Source organism: Sphingomonas sp. BK069 (assembly GCF_014193405.1).
Classification (GTDB): Bacteria; Pseudomonadota; Alphaproteobacteria; order Sphingomonadales; family Sphingomonadaceae; genus Sphingomonas.
In genome coordinates, this window is the sequence record NZ_JACHZH010000002.1 from 60,824 (window position 1) to 79,505 (window position 18,682).

At 67.5% G+C, this 18,682-nt stretch carries 33 protein-coding genes and 2 tRNA genes; 19 read left to right on the forward strand and 16 right to left on the reverse strand.

Annotation, left to right across the window (positions count from 1 at the left end; translation table 11 throughout):
* Positions 1 to 20: 20 nt before the first annotated feature.
* From FHY02_RS08835 to FHY02_RS08895, 13 genes are all read right to left on the reverse strand, one after another.
* Complete coding sequence (locus tag FHY02_RS08835; protein WP_183921575.1) at positions 21 to 731, reverse strand: HK97 family phage prohead protease; 711 nt, start codon at positions 729 to 731, stop codon at positions 21 to 23.
* Positions 728 to 2,104 (reverse strand): phage portal protein, encoded by a 1,377-nt coding sequence (locus tag FHY02_RS08840; RefSeq protein ID WP_183921576.1) that lies wholly within the window; start codon positions 2,102 to 2,104, stop codon positions 728 to 730. Before FHY02_RS08840 ends, FHY02_RS08835 begins: the two co-directional genes overlap by 4 nt.
* Positions 2,104 to 3,930 carry a terminase large subunit gene (locus FHY02_RS08845; RefSeq protein WP_183921577.1) on the reverse strand — a complete coding sequence of 609 codons (1,827 nt, stop codon included), beginning with the start codon at positions 3,928 to 3,930 and terminating at the stop codon, positions 2,104 to 2,106. The genes FHY02_RS08840 and FHY02_RS08845 overlap by 1 nt, the downstream gene beginning before the upstream one ends.
* Positions 3,878 to 4,219, reverse strand: coding sequence for a hypothetical protein (locus FHY02_RS08850; RefSeq protein WP_311731810.1), 342 nt, complete (start codon positions 4,217 to 4,219; stop codon positions 3,878 to 3,880). The genes FHY02_RS08845 and FHY02_RS08850 overlap by 53 nt, the downstream gene beginning before the upstream one ends.
* 205 nt (positions 4,220 to 4,424) lie before the next feature.
* Complete coding sequence (locus FHY02_RS08855; RefSeq protein ID WP_183921579.1) at positions 4,425 to 4,763, reverse strand: hypothetical protein; 339 nt, start codon at positions 4,761 to 4,763, stop codon at positions 4,425 to 4,427.
* Positions 4,763 to 5,083, reverse strand: a complete 321-nt coding sequence (locus FHY02_RS08860) for an HNH endonuclease (RefSeq protein WP_183921580.1) — start codon at positions 5,081 to 5,083, stop codon at positions 4,763 to 4,765. The genes FHY02_RS08855 and FHY02_RS08860 overlap by 1 nt, the downstream gene beginning before the upstream one ends.
* Positions 5,084 to 5,104: 21 nt before the next feature.
* Positions 5,105 to 5,188, reverse strand: a tRNA-OTHER gene (locus FHY02_RS08865).
* Between the two features lie 162 nt (positions 5,189 to 5,350).
* On the reverse strand, positions 5,351 to 5,935 hold the full coding sequence (locus tag FHY02_RS08870) for a hypothetical protein (RefSeq protein ID WP_183921581.1): 585 nt from the start codon (positions 5,933 to 5,935) through the stop codon (positions 5,351 to 5,353).
* Positions 5,935 to 6,225 carry a hypothetical protein gene (locus FHY02_RS08875; RefSeq protein WP_183921582.1) on the reverse strand — a complete coding sequence of 97 codons (291 nt, stop codon included), beginning with the start codon at positions 6,223 to 6,225 and terminating at the stop codon, positions 5,935 to 5,937. Before FHY02_RS08875 ends, FHY02_RS08870 begins: the two co-directional genes overlap by 1 nt.
* Positions 6,222 to 6,995 (reverse strand): hypothetical protein, encoded by a 774-nt coding sequence (locus FHY02_RS08880; protein ID WP_183921583.1) that lies wholly within the window; start codon positions 6,993 to 6,995, stop codon positions 6,222 to 6,224. The genes FHY02_RS08875 and FHY02_RS08880 overlap by 4 nt, the downstream gene beginning before the upstream one ends.
* Positions 6,992 to 8,509, reverse strand: coding sequence for a YfjI family protein (locus FHY02_RS08885; RefSeq protein ID WP_260172847.1), 1,518 nt, complete (start codon positions 8,507 to 8,509; stop codon positions 6,992 to 6,994). Before FHY02_RS08885 ends, FHY02_RS08880 begins: the two co-directional genes overlap by 4 nt.
* Before the next feature lie 5 nt (positions 8,510 to 8,514).
* Entirely contained in the window at positions 8,515 to 9,531 is a 1,017-nt protein-coding gene (locus FHY02_RS08890) for a CHC2 zinc finger domain-containing protein (protein WP_183921585.1), read from the reverse strand.
* Positions 9,532 to 9,537: 6 nt separating this feature from the next.
* Positions 9,538 to 9,783, reverse strand: coding sequence for a helix-turn-helix transcriptional regulator (locus FHY02_RS08895; protein ID WP_183921586.1), 246 nt, complete (start codon positions 9,781 to 9,783; stop codon positions 9,538 to 9,540).
* A gap of 99 nt (positions 9,784 to 9,882) precedes the next feature.
* Between FHY02_RS08895 and FHY02_RS08900 the strand changes: the two genes are divergently transcribed.
* The 19 genes from FHY02_RS08900 (at position 9,883) to FHY02_RS08990 (ending at position 16,450) form a co-directional block, all read left to right on the forward strand.
* Positions 9,883 to 10,701, forward strand: coding sequence for a LexA family transcriptional regulator (locus FHY02_RS08900; RefSeq protein ID WP_183921587.1), 819 nt, complete (start codon positions 9,883 to 9,885; stop codon positions 10,699 to 10,701).
* Between the two features lie 188 nt (positions 10,702 to 10,889).
* Positions 10,890 to 11,117 (forward strand): hypothetical protein, encoded by a 228-nt coding sequence (locus FHY02_RS08905; protein WP_183921588.1) that lies wholly within the window; start codon positions 10,890 to 10,892, stop codon positions 11,115 to 11,117.
* Complete coding sequence (locus FHY02_RS08910) at positions 11,117 to 11,506, forward strand: hypothetical protein (protein WP_183921589.1); 390 nt, start codon at positions 11,117 to 11,119, stop codon at positions 11,504 to 11,506. The genes FHY02_RS08905 and FHY02_RS08910 overlap by 1 nt, the downstream gene beginning before the upstream one ends.
* A 29-nt stretch (positions 11,507 to 11,535) precedes the next feature.
* The gene (locus FHY02_RS08915; RefSeq protein WP_183921590.1) at positions 11,536 to 11,805 is read left to right on the forward strand and encodes a hypothetical protein; all 270 of its coding nucleotides are present in this window, start codon (positions 11,536 to 11,538) and stop codon (positions 11,803 to 11,805) included.
* Positions 11,802 to 12,518, forward strand: a complete 717-nt coding sequence (locus FHY02_RS08920; RefSeq protein WP_183921591.1) for a hypothetical protein — start codon at positions 11,802 to 11,804, stop codon at positions 12,516 to 12,518. Before FHY02_RS08915 ends, FHY02_RS08920 begins: the two co-directional genes overlap by 4 nt.
* Complete coding sequence (locus FHY02_RS08925; protein ID WP_183921592.1) at positions 12,515 to 12,889, forward strand: hypothetical protein; 375 nt, start codon at positions 12,515 to 12,517, stop codon at positions 12,887 to 12,889. Before FHY02_RS08920 ends, FHY02_RS08925 begins: the two co-directional genes overlap by 4 nt.
* A complete protein-coding gene (locus FHY02_RS08930) occupies positions 12,886 to 13,140 on the forward strand; it encodes a hypothetical protein (protein ID WP_183921593.1) in 255 nt (84 codons plus the stop codon). The genes FHY02_RS08925 and FHY02_RS08930 overlap by 4 nt, the downstream gene beginning before the upstream one ends.
* Positions 13,137 to 13,424, forward strand: coding sequence for a hypothetical protein (locus FHY02_RS08935; protein ID WP_183921594.1), 288 nt, complete (start codon positions 13,137 to 13,139; stop codon positions 13,422 to 13,424). Before FHY02_RS08930 ends, FHY02_RS08935 begins: the two co-directional genes overlap by 4 nt.
* Positions 13,421 to 13,747 (forward strand): hypothetical protein, encoded by a 327-nt coding sequence (locus FHY02_RS08940; protein WP_183921595.1) that lies wholly within the window; start codon positions 13,421 to 13,423, stop codon positions 13,745 to 13,747. Before FHY02_RS08935 ends, FHY02_RS08940 begins: the two co-directional genes overlap by 4 nt.
* A complete protein-coding gene (locus tag FHY02_RS08945; RefSeq protein ID WP_183921596.1) occupies positions 13,744 to 13,956 on the forward strand; it encodes a hypothetical protein in 213 nt (70 codons plus the stop codon). Before FHY02_RS08940 ends, FHY02_RS08945 begins: the two co-directional genes overlap by 4 nt.
* On the forward strand, positions 13,953 to 14,444 hold the full coding sequence (locus FHY02_RS08950; RefSeq protein ID WP_183921597.1) for a hypothetical protein: 492 nt from the start codon (positions 13,953 to 13,955) through the stop codon (positions 14,442 to 14,444). The genes FHY02_RS08945 and FHY02_RS08950 overlap by 4 nt, the downstream gene beginning before the upstream one ends.
* Positions 14,441 to 14,812: a ClpX C4-type zinc finger protein gene (locus FHY02_RS23420; protein ID WP_221198580.1), complete on the forward strand. Its 372-nt coding sequence runs from the start codon at positions 14,441 to 14,443 to the stop codon at positions 14,810 to 14,812. The genes FHY02_RS08950 and FHY02_RS23420 overlap by 4 nt, the downstream gene beginning before the upstream one ends.
* Positions 14,809 to 14,994, forward strand: coding sequence for a hypothetical protein (locus tag FHY02_RS08960; RefSeq protein WP_183921598.1), 186 nt, complete (start codon positions 14,809 to 14,811; stop codon positions 14,992 to 14,994). The genes FHY02_RS23420 and FHY02_RS08960 overlap by 4 nt, the downstream gene beginning before the upstream one ends.
* Positions 14,987 to 15,124 carry a hypothetical protein gene (locus FHY02_RS08965; protein WP_183921599.1) on the forward strand — a complete coding sequence of 46 codons (138 nt, stop codon included), beginning with the start codon at positions 14,987 to 14,989 and terminating at the stop codon, positions 15,122 to 15,124. The genes FHY02_RS08960 and FHY02_RS08965 overlap by 8 nt, the downstream gene beginning before the upstream one ends.
* Complete coding sequence (locus FHY02_RS08970) at positions 15,121 to 15,561, forward strand: hypothetical protein (RefSeq protein ID WP_183921600.1); 441 nt, start codon at positions 15,121 to 15,123, stop codon at positions 15,559 to 15,561. Before FHY02_RS08965 ends, FHY02_RS08970 begins: the two co-directional genes overlap by 4 nt.
* Positions 15,558 to 15,728: a hypothetical protein gene (locus FHY02_RS08975; RefSeq protein ID WP_183921601.1), complete on the forward strand. Its 171-nt coding sequence runs from the start codon at positions 15,558 to 15,560 to the stop codon at positions 15,726 to 15,728. Before FHY02_RS08970 ends, FHY02_RS08975 begins: the two co-directional genes overlap by 4 nt.
* A complete protein-coding gene (locus tag FHY02_RS08980) occupies positions 15,725 to 15,991 on the forward strand; it encodes a hypothetical protein (RefSeq protein ID WP_183921602.1) in 267 nt (88 codons plus the stop codon). The genes FHY02_RS08975 and FHY02_RS08980 overlap by 4 nt, the downstream gene beginning before the upstream one ends.
* Positions 15,988 to 16,200, forward strand: coding sequence for an AlpA family transcriptional regulator (locus tag FHY02_RS08985; RefSeq protein WP_183921603.1), 213 nt, complete (start codon positions 15,988 to 15,990; stop codon positions 16,198 to 16,200). Before FHY02_RS08980 ends, FHY02_RS08985 begins: the two co-directional genes overlap by 4 nt.
* 19 nt (positions 16,201 to 16,219) lie before the next feature.
* Positions 16,220 to 16,450: a hypothetical protein gene (locus FHY02_RS08990; RefSeq protein WP_183921604.1), complete on the forward strand. Its 231-nt coding sequence runs from the start codon at positions 16,220 to 16,222 to the stop codon at positions 16,448 to 16,450.
* Positions 16,451 to 16,459: 9 nt separating this feature from the next.
* Here FHY02_RS08990 and FHY02_RS08995 read toward each other — a convergent pair whose 3' ends face one another.
* From FHY02_RS08995 to FHY02_RS09005, 3 genes are all read right to left on the reverse strand, one after another.
* Positions 16,460 to 17,002: a DUF2939 domain-containing protein gene (locus tag FHY02_RS08995; RefSeq protein WP_183921605.1), complete on the reverse strand. Its 543-nt coding sequence runs from the start codon at positions 17,000 to 17,002 to the stop codon at positions 16,460 to 16,462.
* A 57-nt stretch (positions 17,003 to 17,059) separates the two neighbouring features.
* Positions 17,060 to 18,361: a phage integrase central domain-containing protein gene (locus tag FHY02_RS09000; RefSeq protein ID WP_183921606.1), complete on the reverse strand. Its 1,302-nt coding sequence runs from the start codon at positions 18,359 to 18,361 to the stop codon at positions 17,060 to 17,062.
* A gap of 157 nt (positions 18,362 to 18,518) precedes the next feature.
* Positions 18,519 to 18,609: transfer RNA gene (locus tag FHY02_RS09005), tRNA-Ser, on the reverse strand.
* Positions 18,610 to 18,682 lie beyond the last annotated feature (73 nt).

An 18,682-nucleotide genomic window follows, 5' to 3' on the forward strand; every position in this document is an offset into this window, starting at 1 on the left:
TGTTTCCTCGTGCGGGCGGCTTACAGCTTGAAGCCGCTCAGGGTGTCCGAAAGGCTCTTTAAAGCCGGGTTCGTCGTCGTGTCGCAGTCGGACTCCCTCCGCCGCATTTCCGTCAGGCCGTGGGCGACGACGCCAGCGGCCCGCGTCTTGGAGAAGCCTACCTCCCGCAGGTACTTCTCGAACTCCCGCTCGGTCGGCAATTCGCCGTGCGCGAGCTTGAACTTGACCGCCTCGACGCGAGCGTCGTCATTGGCGGGGAAGGTCACCAGGCTGATCTCGACCAGGTCGAGCTTGGTCAGCGTACGAATGCCCGTTTTCTCGTCGAAGCTGGACTCGCGCACCCAGTAGCCGATCGACAAGCCGGTCACGATGCGGCGCTTGGCCAGCGCGTGCGCCTCGCGCGCCTGCGCGACGTCAGCGATCAGCAGCTCGCCGTCGCCGTACAGGCCGCGCTCGTCCTCCTTCAGGTTGGACCAGGCACCGATCGGCTCGCTCGACCGGTGCTGCCAAAGGATCGGAACCGGGCGGCCCTTGGCCTGGATCTCGACCAAGCTCTCGGTGAAGGCGCCGCGCGCGACGATCTCCTGGTAGCTGTCGACCACGTCCCAGACGGAGCCGTAGCCGCTGAAGGAGCCGTCATCGCCGACCGCCTTCACTTCGAAGTCAAAGTCGCGCACCTTAAGGGCGCCGGTGTGCTTGCGCCCGAAGACGCGACCCATGTTCATCGTCATGCCTCCAAGCTCGGGCCGCCGTTGTGGCCCATCATGCTCTGCACCTTGCTGGCGATCAGCGCCTCGATGTCGCCGCCCTGGACGCCCAGCATGCCGAGCAGCGCCGAGCGCAGCTGCTGCTCGGACGATGCGGCGCCGTCCGTGCCGAGCTGGTCGAGCCGAACGAGGTTGGACTGCACCGTCAGATACTGACCGCCCTCGCGGTGATCGAGGTTCTCGCGCGACCGCATCTCGTTGCGATCCATCACGCCGTTCTGGCCAAAGGCCGAGTAGAGCGCGGCGCGGCCGGCGCTGTCCGTCGCCATCACCGCCTCGCGGTTGAACTCGGGGTAGACCAGCTTCCGCTCCGCGCGCGGCAGCAGCTGCTGCTTCGCGGCCTGTTCGATCCGCCGCAGCAGCGGGTTGAGCCGGAGCGTCTGCCAGCCGAGCAGCAGCTGCTCGATGCCGCTGCCCCACATCGTCTGCCCCTTGGCGGCATGACCGATGAGGATCGGCAGCATGCCGAACCACCGGCAAATCTCCTCGACGTCCCAGCCCCGGGACTCGAGCAGCTGCACGTCAACCGGGCTCATCTTGAGCGGCTGGAACTTGAAGTCTTTCTCGAGCGGGACAACGCGCCCGCGCATCGCCTGCCCGACCCAGGCGTCGAAGATCTCCAGCAGATCGGCGCGCTGCTCCGGCGACAGCTTCTGCGATGCGGTCTCGATGAAGCCGGCTAGCTGGAGCCCGCCGCGGAACGTGTCGCCGGCCACCTTGTTCGCCGCCATCGCGCCGCCCAGCGTGCGCCGGCCGTACTCGATGGCGGAGAGACCCACGTCACCGCCGAGCGTGATGCCGCGCAGGTGGAAGACCTTCTCGGCCGGCAGCCGCTCTTCCTTGCCGCGGTCGGAGAACAGGTAGACCCGCTGATTGTTGCGATCGCGGGTGACGGTCACCAGCTGCGGCGGAAGCGGCGTCAGCGCGGTGACCCGGCTGCCGAGCGTCTCCTTCTCGGCGAAAGCATTGCCCCACAGATCCATGGCGGCGACCTGGCCGGCCCAGAACTCGAACGGGGTCTGATCTGCGTTCGGCTCTTCGTGGAGCAGGTCGTAGAGCCAGTGGCCCGACTCCGACTTACGACCGCCGGCCGGGCTCTTGCTGTAGACCCCGCACCCCATCGAGGCGACCAGCTCGGACTTCAGGCCGATGCACGCCCACGCGGTCGAGAGGCCGAGCGTGGTCTTCTGATTGACCACCTGCCCGACGCTGTCGATCGCCGAACCGTACTTGATGGCCTTGTCGGTCGGCTGATCCTCAGGCGCTCCCGAGAGCTTGCCGCTCTGATTGCCGATGCCCGCCCAGCTGAGGACGGAGCCTACCCAGCCGCCAGCCATCAGAAGCCCGCCTTCACGTGCGCCTTCAGCCCGGCGATCACGTCGTCGAGGTTGTCGTCGGCCTCAGGCACGATCATCGGGGCAGTAGCGTTGAGCACGGCATCTACTCCGTCGATCTTCTGGGGCGAGTTGGGGGTCTCCTTCTTCGGAAGGATGCTCCCGTTGACGCGGCGCTCGACCACCGCGTTGCCGACCATCCAGGTCAGCACCGGGTTCGCGTCGTGCCGCAGCCGAGCCGGCCCAGACTTGACCCGCGCCTCGAGCTCCTTGGCGGGGTCGGTGATGTTGTTGGCGTTCTTCGCCAGCTGCACCGCGAAGGCGTCGCCGCCGTCGTCGAAGTCCTGATTGAGCCGCGACGCCATCGCCAGCGCGCTGTTCCACTGGTCGAAGGTGACGCGCCGGATCGCCAATCGCGACTTCAGCTCGCGGATTTGTGCCTCAATCGTGTTGTGATCAATGAAGTCGCCCTGCGTCGCAGTCAGCGCACCTTCGGCGACCCAGCTGCGATAGAGATCGGTGATTTGCTTCAGCGACGTGTTCTGGTTCTCCAGCCGCGCCTCGGGGACGTAGAACCACGGCTTGATGAGCAGCCGTCCGGTGCTGTCCTCCGCGGCCAGGACCAGCGCGGAAAGGTCGTCGACGTTCGAGAGGTCGCCGCCGAGGTAGCAGTCGAGCCCGACGAAGTCGTCGAGGGTGAGCGCCGGATCCGCGCAGAGCGCCCACTGCGTCACGTTGAGCCAGGCCGAAGCCGCGCCGAGCCACTGATTGAGGTGCTTGGTCTTGAACTCGCCCTCGGCCGCCGGGCTGGCCTGCGCTTCCACCGCACGCTTCGCGACCTCGTCGCGCAGCGGCCGGGATGCCTCGATCAGCGGGTTGGCCTTGATCCACTTCGACGCATCGTAGGGATCATCACCCAGCTTCCGATCGTCGCCGTAATCCTCGGCGCGATCGAGCGTGAAGATGATCGCGAAGATATGCTCGGCGACGACGGTGCGCTCGAGCACCTTGGTCGCGAGCGTACGCTGCTCGTAGCAGACCCCGTGAAGGTTGAACCCGGCGGTGGTGATGATCCACATCAGCGGATTGCGCCGGGCGCCGAACGCCGAATTCATGACGTCGAAGAGGCCGCGATCGGAGTGCGCGTGCAGCTCGTCCATCGTGACCAGGTGCGGGTTGTGACCGTCCTGGCTCTTCGCCTTGGAGTGCATCGGCTGGAGGTAGCCGCCGTTATCGCCGCAGGTGATCGACTTCGCCCACGGGATCAGCGCGAAGGCCTCCTGCAACGCGGGCGTCTTCTCGACCATGCGCTTCGCCGGGTGGAAGACCTTCTTCGCCTGGTCGAACGTTGTCGCCGCGGTCAGCACCTGCGGCCCCGGCTCGTCCTCGCATGCGAGGCAATAGAGCGAGACGATCGCCGTCTTGGTCGACTTCGCGTTCTTGCGCGCGACCTCCTCGTAGACCGAGGTGAACCGGCGCCCGCCAGTGTCGCGTCGCCGCCAGCCGAACACCATCGCCAAGATGAAGATCTGAAACGGCTCGAGCGTGATGGTCGGGGTCTCCCACACGCCCTCGACGTGTGGCAGCTTCTCGGCGAAGTCGCAGATATCGTTCGCGTGCCAGGGGTCGAACCGATAGCCCCACGCCGCGGTGCGCTGGCGCTTCAAGTCGTCAAGGTGGCGCTGCGCCGCCAGGCGGACCCACTTGCAGTGCTTCCGCTGCCGCTTGTCCGCCGCCGCCGCCTTGGCATAGGCCAGCGCGATCGCGGCGTAATCCCTAGCGTGCGTTCCTGCCGTTGCGGGCGAAGGGGTTGCTCGACTTCGCGCCATCCGCAGCACTCCCGCCACCGACGCGGCTCTTCGGTCCGGCTATGCGGAGCAGCTCTTCGTGTTGGCGGAGCACCGTCAGGTAGGCGGCGGGCGGAGGCTCGTTGCCGGCGGCGAATGCCTTGCGCACCAGAGCCTCGAGCGAGCAGTAGCGCGCGAGCAGCGCGCTATCGAGCTCGGTCACCCCAGCCGACATGACCCGGCCCAGCGTTTCCTGCCAGACGATGATCGCCTCGGGCGTGAGATAGTCCGGCGCGAGCGGCGGGTTGCCTGGGACGACGATCTCGGTCACACCAGCGTCGCGGAATGGCCGAAGCGTGCCGGTCGCCGCCTTCTCCGTGGGAGTTTTCCGCTTGGGTCCGGGCTTCATCGCCGCCTCAAAATCTAATTTGGCCGGAAAGTTTAATTCGGGCGCGTGAAAAAAGACCCCGGGTTACGGTCCTAGGCCAGATGCCGCCTGACTTTCGACCCGCCCCTACCCCCTCGGGCACTTGCGATCAGACGCGATACTCACGCTCGACGCCGCCGAAGGCGGACCGATACTTGATGACGGTCTCGCCCTTCTGCGGCTCGGCCAGCGCCTCTTCGTAGGCGACCGCTTCGCCCACTCGGACAACGCGAGCATATCGGCGCCCGTTCTCGCCCATGACCTCGCCGAAGATATGCGCTGCCACGTCGCGGCAGCCGCCCTTCACGCGCCAGCAGGCGTCGCCGACGAGGGTCACGTCAGAGAGCGGCGCGTCCAGGTCGGGCACAGTAGAGACCGACACGACGTGAAGCGGGTTGAGGTAGATCACGGCGCCCTCTTCGGACACGAGCTCGATAATGGAGATCATCACTTCCTCCGTGCCCGTGCGCTCTCGCGCGCCGTCTTCGCCTTGTGGCAGGGACGGCAAAGGCCTTGGTAGTTGTCGCGCTCGTCGCTTCCACCTTCAGCCTTCGGCACGATGTGGTCGGCGATCTCAGTCGGCGAGATGCGGTGCTCGGCGGTACAGATGCGGCAGAGCGGCTCTTCCCTCAGCACCTGAGCCCGCATCAGCTCATGCTCGCGGCCATAGCCACGAGCCTGCCTGCTCGCACGGGTGGTCGTCCAGTTGGACAGCTTGCGAGCGGCGGAGACCTTGCGCGGCCTCAGGCTGGGCGGCTTACTCGGCATGAGAGAGGATCGCCATCGCCAAGCCCGGGGCGGGACTTGAACCCGCGGCCTCATCCAGTGCGCCGAGGCGCGACCGAGTGCGATCTGCCAGCTGATCTACACGGGAATGACGATGGCGAACTGAGAAACGGTTGAGGGGCGAGCCGGTCATGGCTTCGCCAGTGCTCGCCCGGCGCCCCATCGGGCAACCTGCGTTGGGGGCACGGTGGCGGCGGGTCGGGTGACCTCCAGTCCTACGTGCCGCGGGCCGGTGTACGGCGGCGCCCATCAGAGCGAGCCCATCTCTACCTGATCAGCCTTCAGCAGCCAAGCCTCTATCTTCACGATGAAACCGCCGCCCATGTTGACCCGCATGTTGCGGCCCTCGTGCCCCTCGACCACGCCCATCAGGCCGGCGAACGCCGTCTGCGGCACGCGCACCTGAGTGCCGAGGGGGATCGCCTGGGCGGAGGCGCGCAGCGCCTTGTTGCGCTGCCGTTCCTTCTCCCGGCGGTAAGCCTCGGCCGCCTGCTCCTCGACTTGGCGCAAGCTCGCCATCTGCCCCGCCCCGATCCGTGCCGGCCCGGTGCGGCAGGCGTTGGGGAAGATCGAGAACTGCGGGTGCGGGTTCGACGGGCGCGCCAGGATGGCGATCAGGTCCGGCAGCCGGTCGGCCGGCACGAACACGAAGGTCGGCATGATCGGAGCCGTCCGCTCGATCGTGGCCTTGCGACGCGGCAGGCGGCGCTTCGCCACCAGCGATGGCGTCCAGGCGGCGATGCCGGCAGCCGACAGCGACGCTGCCAGCTTGGTCGTGCACGGGCCGGCCGTGCGCAGGATGCACCACAGCTTCGATCCAGTCCCCATTTCCATCACGCCAGCTCCACCCTCACCTTGGCGACCCGCTTCTTCCGGCTGGCCGGCGAACGCTGGTCCTTGTGCTCGTCGCACCGCCGCTTGAGGCGGGTGACCGTCATCGTTGAAGAGGTCCGGAACGGCGCGCCGCATCCGTCAGTGCAGCAGCGCCCCTCCCACTCGAGCAGGAAGGTTGCGACACCGTCCGTCTTGCGGACGTAAGGCGCCACGCTCACCAGCTCGTACCGTTGGTCGTTGATCCACAGCCGGGTGCCAATTTCCGGCGTCGTCACGAACACTGCGCTCACGTTCTTTCCCTCATTTCGACCCCGTCGCTTTCCCCCGATGCCGGTTGACAGTCGGGGGAGTTAAGGGGTAAGCGCGTCAGCGCGCACCCCTTAGCCCCCTCCACCCGGCTTTCCCCCACGGCTACGGACCAGAGCGGAACAGCCCCTGGAACCTTCTGTCGGCGCGTGTAGGTCAGCCGATCTTTGCCGCTGTGGAGAATGGTCGCGCTCTCGCTGTCGATCGCCTCGACCTGCGCGCCGATCACGAAGTGGACGAGCCCCAGACGGTCTACACGGCGGTGCGCGGGGTCCGGCTCCGATCCCCAGACGTCCAGCGTCGACCAGCCGGCCTCGAACAGGTCCGATCCCCACAGTCGGAACAGGTGCGACGCCGCTGCGACAGTGTCGCGCCACTCCTTCGGGTTGGCGCCGGCCGGACAGCGCTGCCCGCGGAGCAGGTCGATCCCGCGCTGCCAATTTGCGACACTTGCGACGCCTGCGACAATCGGCTCGTCACCAGCCTCTACCCCGCAGAAATCCGCCGTTTTCGGTGTCGCAACGGGTGTCGCAGTCACCGCGACATATGGCTGCGACAGGAGGCGTTCGAGGCGCTGCCCCTCGGTTTCTGCGACACCTGCGACACCTGCGACACCATCGTCGGAAAGGTGAGATGCGGTCACCTTAACCGAGGGCGCCGCCGCCGGCGCGGGCGTCGCAACCGGTGTCGCAGCGGATTGCGACACGTCCGGCTCGTCCCAGGCGAAGCCAGCGCTGAAGAGGTCGTCGGTCATGCCGCGTCAACCTCCACCACGGTGTAGGCCTCGGCGTAGCTCTTGGGCTCGCCCTCAAGGTCGAGGACCGCTGGCCCCTTGATCTTGACCAGGTGCTGGTGCTCGACGAGAACCTCGATCGCGCGCTTCAGGGCGGTGGCGGCGCGCACCTGCGTCGGCCCCCGCCGGTTGAGGTAGCGGACGCCGACCGCGGTGTGGCCCTTCTTCCGGATCCAGTCGATCAGCAGCGCGGCGTTGTGCGTGTCGTCGTCGACCGCCGCCGCGCCATAGAGGCGCGCCGCCTCGCCGGCATAGAACTCCACCAGCGCGATCCCGGCGTTGACCGCGGTCAGGCTGAGCCCGTCCCGCTTGAGCCCCTGCCCGGCCGCAAAATAGGCCACCACGGCGGCGAGCCGGGTAGCGTTCTCCGTCATCTTCGACGCGAAGTCGGCGATCTGCTCATATTTCCCGCCTGGGCCGAGCTGGCGTTCGCAGTGGTCGCTGAAGGCGATCAACCGCGCGCGCGCGTCGGCGGTTAGGCGGACCAGATCGAGGTCGAGCGCGCGCGAAGTCTCGTCCCTATACCGGAACTCGAACTCGAGCAGCCGGCCGAGCCGCGCATGATATTGGCGCAGGTTCTCCCGGTCCTCCTCGCTCGGCTCCTTCCAGAAGCGCGAGCCCTTGAGGCTGCGCGGCGCGGCGACGAGGATGCGGCTGAGCAGCCCCTGGTTGCGCACTGCCTGATTGCCGAGCAGCTTGCCCGCGATATCGGGCTGCACCATCAGGTGGAGGCAGAGCCGCCGCCCGTACAGGATCTGCGTCCCGTTCTCCTTGTCGGCACGGATGCGCTTGATCGGTGAGCCGTCCCACAGCTTCGACAGCATGCCGCCGGTCGAGGCCTGCTGCTCCTCCTGCATCGACCAGCCACCGAGGAAGGTTGCGCCCTCGTCGGAGAACAGGCCGAGCGCCGGCATGGCTTCGGCGAACAGCCGTTGCAGTCCCGGGCCGGTCGGCTCGTCGGCGGTGAGCAGCGGCTGCATCGGCGGGCGTGGTGGCGCGCCGACCGCCTCCATGGCGGTGCGGATCTCCTCGCGCCCCTTGGAGCCGGTCTTCGCCTTCTGGATCGACGCCTTATAGGCCGCGTCGTCGACCGTGTACGTGTTCTGCGCCGAGGCGTACCACTGCGCCAGATACTCCTCCCGCTCCTTCACGGGCAGGATGGCGAAGCGGTCCGAGGTCGACTTGCGGTCGCCCGACGCCGCGATCGTGAAGAGGAAGAGCGAGACCGGGCAGCCCTGCCCCGTGATCGTCTCGACGTTGATGTGCCCCTGCGCCGCCAGCGAGGCCGCGCCCATCACCGACTGCGCGGCGAGCGACACCGGCACCTGCGCGATCGCGACGATCGCCTCGATCGCCTTGCGCAGCGGTGGCGGCAGAGCGTCGAGCGGATAGTCGGCGGCGTCGCCCAGCTGCGCCTTGATGTCGAGCGGCTGCGGCACGACGACGTCAGCTTCGCCATAGCGATCGTCGAACATGCCGGTCACGCTCGCACCCCGCGCAGCTGATCGTTCCAGTCCTTGAAGGCCGGATCGGGGTAGATCACGCGCACGGCGAACCCGCGCTCGAGCAGCGGCGCGCGCGTGGCCTCCGCCGCGGCGCGGCCGGCGTCGTCATTCTGCCCGGCGACCACCACCGAGCGCACGGTCGGCGGATAGTGGAGCTCGGGCATCATCGACGTGCCGAGCGTCACCCAGACCGCCGCCGCCGGCATCTCCTGCGCGAGCGTCAGCCCATCCTCGGGACCTTCGCAGACGATGACCTCGGACATGGACGGCGTCTCTGAAATCCGCACGGCCGAGCCGCGCGGCCGGCCGAGGCTGAACTTCGACCGCTTGCCCCAGCGCTTGCCGCTGCCGTCGTCGAGCAGGAACACGCGCTGCAACCCGACGATCGCGCCCGCGCCATCAGTGCAGCAGAAGACCGCCGCCGGGTATGGCCGCTTCCATCGCCCATCCTCATCGCGCGACGTCGGCACCAGGCCAAAGCGCACGGTCGGCGGCAGAGGCATGGTGATGCCGCGGACCTCGCGCAGATAGCGTTCGGCTTGGGTGCCAGCGGGATCATGGCACTGGTCCCACATGAAGCGGGCGTCGGCGATCGCCGCGGCGCGGCTCGCCGCCTCCTCAGCGGCGGCCTTGACGCGCTGCTCGGGGTCGACGGTCGGGAAGGTCTCGTTGGTGAGCGCCTGATAAGACTCGCGGAAGGTCATCCCGTCGAGCAGCTTCAACGCGGTGAAGTGGTCGCCGGCGGAGCCGCATCCGTGACAGTAGTAGGTCCCCTTCGCGTCGTTGACCTCGAAGCTGGGGGACTTCTCCTTATGGAAGGGACAGAGCCCGACCAGCTCGCGTGCGCCGCGGCGCTTCAGCGTCGTATGGCGGCCGAGCACGTCCGACAGGTTCGCGCCTGCCTTCGCATCGTCGATCAACGCGCGGAACCGGGCCTCATCAAGATGAGACCTGGTCGCGCTCCCCCGCCCTTGGCGGCGCGCCCCTGACATAGCGGCTTACTCCGCGGTCGCGGGGATGGAGCCTCGCGACAGGTCAAGCCGGGCTGCCGGCTCGAACGGCGGCAGGAAGTCGTCAGCCGAAACGGCGCCATTCGTCGCGGCGCGGATCTTCTCGGCGAGGTCCATCGAGGGGCGCTTCTCGCCCTTGGCGACCCTCGTGATCGTGGATACGGCGACACCACACTTGCGCGCGATATCGGTGGCTCGCTGCCCTGGCAGCTCGAGGAACGCGGAAAGTCTCATAACGAGGCAATATGCCTCACAGGCAACCCGCCGTAAACCATTCTTTGCCTCTGAGGTGGTATAGCCAGAGTCTTGTCCGTGGGGCAAAGAGAGCGGGCTATGAAAAACAACATCAAGGCACTCCGCAACGCGCGCGGCATGACCCAGGCGGACCTGGCCGCCCTGACGGGCGTGGGGGTTTCGCAGGTTTCGAAATGGGAGACCGGCATGGTCGACATTCCCATGTCGCGCCTGGTCCAGATCGCCGCCGCCTTGAGCGTCCGCGAGGACACGCTGACGAACCCGAACTATATCGCGCCGGGATCTGGATCCGTTGGCATTGTTCGCGGTCCCGAGGATTGGCGCGGACCTATGCCGTCGCTCGGCGAGCCCGCCTTCGACAACGCGCCACCAGCCCGGCAGCGGGCGGCTGAAGATCGACCAAAGCCGAACGCCTCGGTGGTCAAGCTCGAGGGCGCGTCTCAAGAGCGTATGCTGGAGGATCTTCCTATCTACGGCACCGCTTTAGGAGCGGCGCGACAGGTCGACGGAGAGGCGATCGAGCAGGTGACGCTCAACACGGCCGAGACGATCGCCTACGTGAAGCGGCCGGTCATCCTCAACGGGCATGGCTCGGCGTACGCGCTGTACGTCACCGGGCACTCGATGGAGCCCCGGCACATGGACGGCGAGATGCTGATCGTCGATCCGAAGGCGCGCGTGCGCATCATGGATGACGTCGTCGTCTACCTGCGCCCGGAGAACCCGGAGCTGGACAACGGGCAGGAGGCGCGCGCCGTGCTGGTGAAGCGCCTGCTGCGGCGATCCTCGGGCTATATCGAGCTCGAGCAATTCCAGCCTGCGAAGCAATTTCGCATCGACGCCGCGGACGTTCTGCGCATCGATCGCGTCGTGCCGTGGCAGGAGCTACTTGCCTAAATTGCCTGTTAAGCATTTTCCGTTTGACCCGACGTTGCCTGTGAAGCAATATGCGCTTCGTCAGGTGAGTGCAGCCGCAAGGCCAGCCGACCCTGACGAGCAGGGTTGGAAAGACGCGCTCGGCCGCCAGCGATAGGGGCCAGCCTCCGCCGATCCACCTGCGCCACACTTAGCAGGGAGGTTGGCTCATGGCCGCCGAAGCACAGCGCGCGACCCGTTCGCGCGAACAGACGAGCTTTGCCGCACGACTTCGCGCCTTCTGGCGCTACATCGAGCCGGGCATCGACGTCGACCGCAACAACTTCATCGAGAACTGGTCAGCAACCGGCGAGGGGCGAGCGACGGCCGTTTCGTTCGAAGGCTTCGGCATTTCGCTCTTTCTCACGATCGGCCGCACGCCGAAGGAGCGCCGCTGATGGGCCGCGCTGCTCCCGCCGCCGCCGCGAGCGACGCGCCGAAGTCGGCGCCGCGCTTCCCCGCCCCCGCCGGCAGCCTCGCCGAGTCCGCCGCGAACCCGATGACCGGCATGGCTCGCGCGCTCGACACGCTGAGCACCCGACAATTCGTCGATGTCACCCCGTTCGACGGTAACCCGGAAGACTTGGCGGCCTCGGCCGCCAACATGGCCGGCTCGGTGTTGCTGCTGGCGACCAGCGCGATCCTTATCAACGAGGACTCGAACAGCGATCACGGCGCGCGCGGCGTGCACATCGCCGGCGCGCTCGACGCCGCCTTCCATCTGCTCGCCCTCTCCGATCTGGCGCGCGACCTCGCGCTGTACGGCCCGAAGCGGGGCGAGCAGTGACCGCGCCGCGGCCGCGCAACCCCGGCGCAGTGACGCAGGCGATCCGCAGCTTCCTGCACGCGGGCGGCCGCATCCTCATCAGCCCGACCGGCCAGATCGAGGAGGCAGGCGGACGCCTCGCCGGCTCCGATGCTGACTGGCACGGCTTTCTGACCGCTGGGCGCGCCCTCTGGGTCGCCCGCACCACCTACGACGCCGACGAGCACGTCGCCCGCGCTGTCCGGATCCTCGGCAGCAAGCACCCGAGCGGCTGGCGCTCGCTCAGCGCCGGCGCCCCCTATCAGGAGAACCAGGCATGACCCGCTCCACCACGCGCCGCGCCTTGATCGGCGGCGCCGGACTCCTCGCCGTTGCTGGCGTCGCTCAGTGCGCGGCACCCGCCCACGCCGGTTCCGCCGCGGCGGCCGGCAGCGTTCGCCTTCGCCGCCTGATCGCGCTCCAGCAGCGCGCCTACGAGATCAGCGAGCAATATTGGGACGAGGTCGGGCATCCTGCTCATCAGGCGTTCAACGCGGCTAAGGCCGCCTACGTGGGCGAGCCTGAGCCGCCACACCGGACGACCAAGTCTTCCTTCATCAACCTCAATGACGAGCGTCACACCTTCAGCACGGAAGGGTTCATGTGCAGCACGGCGCGCCGTGTCCGCGACGACCCTGAGTGGGCCGATATGGGCGAGGACGATCCGGAGTGGCGCGCGACGCACATTGAGCTGGCCAACCTTGCAGACGAGCGCGACGCCATCATTGCCGAGCAGCAGCGGCGGCAGAAGGAGTACGAGGACGGCGAGCTCGCACGCCTCAACATATTCGGCATCAACAACCGCTATGATCAGCTGTGCGACCGCGACTTCGCGCTGTGGGATCGCGCCATGTTCGAGCCGGCCGAAACGCTCGCCGACATGGTGCTCAAGATCGATGCCACGAAGGCGTCAGGTCGCGAACTCGACGACGCCTCCCTGATCGTGCCGCTCATGGCGGACATTCGCCGCCTCGCGGCGGGAGAGGCAGCATGAGCGCCTCGCCTGCTGTGGCGGCGGCCTTCCAGGATTGGAAGCTGGCCGAGGTCGCCGTGCACTATGCGTGCCCGTGCCCCGACGTGATCATGGACCAGCTCACCGATCGCGCTGGTGTCCTGTTTGAGCGGCTTCAAGCCCTCACCCCTGCGAACGCGGACGACATGCTGTTGCAGGTCTACCCCATCTTGGTCCGCGAATTCGAACCGAAGCGCGGTGAGCCGCCGCTGCTGCTCAGCATGTCGTCGTTGAACAACTACGAGCCAGCGTTCGTGGATCGGCTCAATCGTCAGCTCGCGTCTGTGTGCCCGGCCATCGCGGAAGCGATGAGTGTGCCGCACCAGACCCCGACGCTCGGAGAAGCGGCATGAACCTCAATCATCACACCGCGGTCGACAAAGCGTCGAACCAAGCCAGCAATTTCGCTCTCGAGCTAGGCGCGCTCCTTGGCATGCTCAGCCTGGCGGTGCGCACCAACGAGTTTGACCCGTGCCAGCACGCGATCATCTGCGCAGAGGCCATGCTGCCCCCGATCCTCGAACAGCTTGAGGAGTTGGAGGTCAGCCTGCGGGCGGTGGTGCTCGAGACGCGCGCCACGGTCAGCGCGGAGCAGGCGGCATGAGCACGCCGGGCGGCTGCTGCGCTAAGTGCGCCTACTGGTGCCAGGAGCTACCGGCGGTGACGACCGGCTGGCGCCGGCCGCACGGCTCCGACCCTGACCTCGGCACCTGCACCTTCCGCGCGCCGGTGGTGCACGCGATCGCCGGGTTGCCGGTGTCCCTTCAGGCCGAGACGCGGGCGAACCGCGGCTGCGCCGACTGGCTCGATGCCGACTGGATAGGCGGCGACGAACCCGCGCGCGCCGACGCCAACGTGATCAACCTCGACGATCGGAGGCCGCAGTGACGACGATAGGAGACATTGCCCTGATCGGGGTCACAAGCGGCATCGTCGGCTTCACGATCGGAACATGGGCGCCGCAGTGGCAGTGGCGCGCGCCAGCCGCGCCGGCGCGGCCACGCTTTCGCATCCTCACCAGCGGCTGGATCCGCAATCAGGGCGGGCCGTGCCCGGTGCCGCCTTACACGGTGATCGAGGTGGTCGACGATTACGGCTCATACGGCCCGAAGTACGCGCAGGAGGTCCCGGCGGAGTGGTGGCGCGGCGAGGCCACAATCTATGGCCGCAATGTCCTATTCTACCGGATCGTCCGCGAGGCGCTTCAGTGAGCCGCGGCGACTTCGACGTGATCGCCGGCGCCGGTCCTTACCGCGTGCAGAAGGACGGGCGCCGCCGCGGCGTCGCGCACAGCCGCTTCGCTGACGCTGAAGCGGCCGCTCTCCACCTGGTCGAGGCCAACCCTGGCGAGACCTTCATCATCACCCGCGAGGTCGCCCGTGTCGGGAGCCACCGCGCAAGCAAAGGCGAACAGCAATGACAATTCTGGCAGAGATGAACTGGCGCGGCCTTCGCTGTCCGATCGCCCATATCGAGAGCATCGGCGAGGAAACGATCGTGCGCGATGGGTGCAAGGTGCACCAGGTGAAGCTGCGCGGGCGCGACGTGCCGCTGCAAGTCGCGCACTACGACGTTGATCGCATCCTCACGACGCCCACGCAGCTGATCCCGGCTCAGCCCGACACCTACCTTCTCTGGTGCTGGACGGCGGAGCTCGGGATCAGTGTCGGCAAGAACCCGGTCATTGCCTGGGCGCTCTGCGTCGACGGGCGCATGCGCCCTGTGACCGCGCAGGGCGTCAACGACGGTGACACGGACCCCGACCGCGACTTCTACGTGCTGATGCCGAACAAATCTGTGCAGTGCACGAACGAGCACGCAGAGAACCCATTCTACGACACCCTCGATGAGTACGCCGCGAGCGAAAGCAAGAAGGCGGACGATCGTAAGAACGGAGACGTAGAATGATCAGCTCGATCCGATGCTCGTTCTGCGCAAAGAGCGACACCGAGGTGAAGCGCATCGTCGCCGGTCCTCACAGCGTCTTCATCTGCAACGAGTGCGTGTCGCTCTGCGCGCTGATCTGCCTTGGCGCCGACGAGGGCGCCACGCAGGTCGGGCGTTACTATATCTCGACCAGCAAGCCGATCGATCCCGCAGCGATCGCCGCCGAGGTCGCGAAGCTGATGCGCCCGCAGCTGACGATCATGCAATGGTCGGCGGACGGCGAGACCTGCTGGAGCGACCGCTACTTCGACGGCGCCTTCTTCTCGCGGACGTCCGACGATCACGGTGAGACGTGGAGCGATGCCGAGCCGATGAGGGCGAAGGCGTGAAGCAGGATCTGATCCGCGCCGCCCGGCGGCAGGCCACCGCAGCGGGGATGAAGGTCCTCCGCCGCGGCGATCACTTCGCGCTCAAGGATCGCGACACGAACAGTGTGGTGATGGGCTTCGGCCCTGACGGCCGGCCGATCGCCTCAATCGACGAGGTCGTGGAGTGGCTCGGCCGTGAGTGACGCGAGCGTTCTGACGCTCCTGCTCGGTGCCTGGGCGATCTGGACGCTCGCCAACCTCTCGGCCCGTGTTGGCCGCATCGCGGACGCGCTCGAGGCGCTCCGCGCGATCGCAGAAAGGAACCGCCAGTGAAGCCGACGACGCATGTCGCAGATGCTGCGGCACTTAGAGACGCTTTTGAACGCGGTCGGCACGCCGGCGTCAACGCCGGCTTGCAGCAGGCGATCAGCCTCGTCCTACTCCTGCGCTATCAGGAAGAGCAGGCAATCGCGGCCCGTGTCACCAACAAGCCGCATCTGCAGCGTCGTAGGATCCGGCTCTATACAGACGTGGCCGCCCGGCTCGACAGTGTTCGGAAAAAGGCCGGTGCCAGCCCCGCTGCACCAGCGACGGCAGAAAGGCTCGGTCTCTTCGCAGCCTTGGGGCGTGCTCTCGATCAGCGCCGCGCCCGCACCAAGGTCGCGCCTGAGCTGCGGGACTGCCCCGACTGCAACATGGCCGAGCCTGAGTGGTGCCTGAAGGCTGGGTCGTGCTGGCGGCGAGACGCTGCCTTGGGAGAACGCCGATGAGACTGGTTGACGCGGACAAGCTGGCCGAGCGGCTCAACCTTCGGGCCGACGCCATCCGGCAGATCGACCAAGTCGACGCGCCGTTAGCCGGCATCGTAGCGGCGGCTCTTGAGGCCGTAGCCAATGCGGCCATCGAAGCGGCCCGGGAACTTGAGGATCAGCCGTGAGGATCCCGGAAATCCGCGACCGCATGCATGAGCTGGCGGACGAGTATGGCATCGCCGAGCTGCACGAGCTCGCCGAGCATACGCGCCGCCGCGCGCCGCTGCGCATCGTGCAGGCGCGCTGGCCGCGCCTAACCGAGCACCAGAAGGCCGCGGTGCGCGAAGCGTTCGTCAGCAACCCTCACCTGGGCGTGCGCGAGCTCGCCGACCGCTTCCACACGTCAATCGGCCGGATATCCGAGGCCATTAGAGGGAAACGCGAATGACGACCGTCGACCGCAGCCGCGACAGCCTGCTGCGCCTGACCGAGGTCCGGGCGCGCACGGCGCTGTCGCGCACCACGATCTACCGCCGGATCGCCGCCGGCACCTTCCCGGCGTCGGTGCCGATCAGCGACGGCTTGGTCGCCTGGTATCAGGCTGATATCGACGCCTGGGTCGCGAACCCGATGGGCTGGCGCGCCGCCGCCGCATAGCAGGAGCCGAGAGCACAACATGGCACAGCATATTCAGGACTTCTGCGAGGACGAGGCACGCAAGGGCAACGGCCATTTCGCGATCGCCTACGCCCTCCTCGAACTCGCCAGCCAACAGCAGGACCTGGTGCGCTCGCTCGACCGGCTGGGCGCGGGCACGAACTCAGCGCCAGGCGCGGTCGAGTTGATCGCAAAGGAGCTGAAGGACGGCGCCGAGCGGATCGCCGAGGCTCTCGGCGATCGCGAGTAACGTCGCCGGTCAGCCGTTCTTGATCATGTCCTTCGGTACCTGGAGGCGGATCATCTTCCACGTGAACAGGCCGCGTCGCTCCAGCACAATCATCGGGGCGCGCTCGGCCGGCACGTCCTTGGCGTGTATCGTGATCCCGAACCGGTCCAGGCTTCGCCAATCGTAGTCGTAGGCGAGGTCTAGCTTCGGCTTCTCTTTCTCGCCGGCCTTGGGTTTGTCGAGCTGGCCTACGGCCACAATGGAGGCGATGCCGTCAGGGGTCACGAAGGCGTCGACGGCCCGCTGCACGATCGTCGGCATCAGCAGCGTGCCGATGCCCTTGAACGGATTGTCGCTCTGGTCCTCGTCGAACTTCTCGGTAAGCGCGACCGTGAGCTGGCCCTTCAGGCTCTCGCGCACGGCCTGGAAGTCGACTGCGGCTTCCATGCGATCAACGTCGCCGCTCCGCGCCGCCGCGTAGAGCTGGCGCGCCGCCCAGTAGGGCGACCCGAAATATGCCCCGACGAACAGCGCCACCATCGCGATCGCCGCCACCACCCACTTGCGCGCCATTCGTACCCCTCCGAGCGAGCGGTGAACCTCGGCGCGCCGCCGCCGCTTGGCAATGGCCTATCGCCTCCGCCCTGACATGAGCGTGGCGGCCGGCGCCATGTCCTTGAGCAGCAGATCCGCCCACTCCTGCGACAGCTCGCGCCGGCGCTCCATATGGCCTGAGCGGTCGTAGGCTGCCTTGACCTTGTTCTCGGGCACGTGCGCCAGCATCAGCTCGATAACCGCCTCGTCGCCGAGGCGCTTCTGCCGCACGGCTAGTCCGTTCATCGTCGTCGAGAAGGACGAGCGCCAGCCGTGGGGTACGTGCCGGCCGTGATACCCCACGCGATTGTAGAGGTATCCGATCGCGTTCTCGCTGAGCGGGCGGTGGCTGTGGCGCTGGCCCGGGAAGATCAGTCGGTTGCGCCCGGTGAGCCGGTGCATCGTGCGCAGCACGTCCACCGCCTGCCAGCAGAGCGGGATGACGTGCTCGAACGTCTCCTCCCCCTTCAGGTCCATGACCAGCTTCATGCGCGCCGCCGGCACGCGCCAGATCGGCAGGTCGGGACCGTAGCGCTCGCCCGTCCAGTCGATGCCCTCGATCTCGTCCCAGGTGACGCCGCGGACCATGCCCGGCCGGCTCTGCGTCAGCGCGAGGAAGCGCGAGGCCAACTTCGTGATCGGCGACGCGCCGGACGCCTCGGCCGCGATCAGCACCTGCCGCGCCTCGTCCGGGTCGGTGAGCGCCGGTTGCCGGCCCTTGGTCGGCAGCGGCTTGAGCGCCTTGCCGATGCCCGCCGCCGGGTTCGTCTCGGTGACGCCCTCGCTCTTGTGCATGTCATAGACGGCCGCGATGCGCTGACGCAGGCGCTTGGCCGTCTCGATCGAGCCGCGGTCCTCGACCAGGCGTAACGTCGTCAGCACGTCCGGCGCCTTGATCGACACCAGCGCGCGCTTGCCGAGCGTCGGGAAAACGTCCCGCTCAAGGCTGGTGATCACGTCCGCGGCGTGGACCGGCGCCCAGCGGCCGCGCTGTAGCTCCCACCAGCGCCGCGCCGCCTGCTCGAACGTCAGCAGCTGCGCCGCCGCCGCGCGCTCGGCCTCGCGCGCCTCCTCGGCCTTCCGGCGCACGCCGGACGGGTCCGAGCCGTCGCGCAGCTGGCGCCGGGCGTCGTCGCGCTTGTCGCGCGCCTCCGTCAGCTTCACGCCCGGGTAGGCGCCGAACGTCAGCAGCTTCTCCGAGCCGCTGACCTTGAACTTCATGCGCCAGGACTTGAGCCCGGACGGCGCCACGTACAGGTAGAGGCCGCCTGAGTCGGCCATCTTGTACGGCTTGTCCCTCGGCTCCGCTTTCCGCACCGCTGCGTCGGTCAGCGCCATCGTACCCCACTCCACCAGATCGATACCCCGACTGATGCCCCCCCGATACCCCGCGCTTGGACGGGATCAGTCGGGATCAGTCGGGAGGACCATAACCCGAAAACGCGCGCTTTTCAGCGGCTTTCGGTACTGATTGGGGATGGTTGAAATGGCGTATTGGCGGAGCGGGAGGGATTCGAACCCTCGATACGCTTTTGGCGTATACTCACTTTCCAGGCGAGCGCCTTCGACCACTCGGCCACCGCTCCGCATACCCGGAAGCCCGCCCGCCTAGACACTCACGCGCTCCCGCGCAAGCCGCCTCGCGCGTGGGCGCGCATG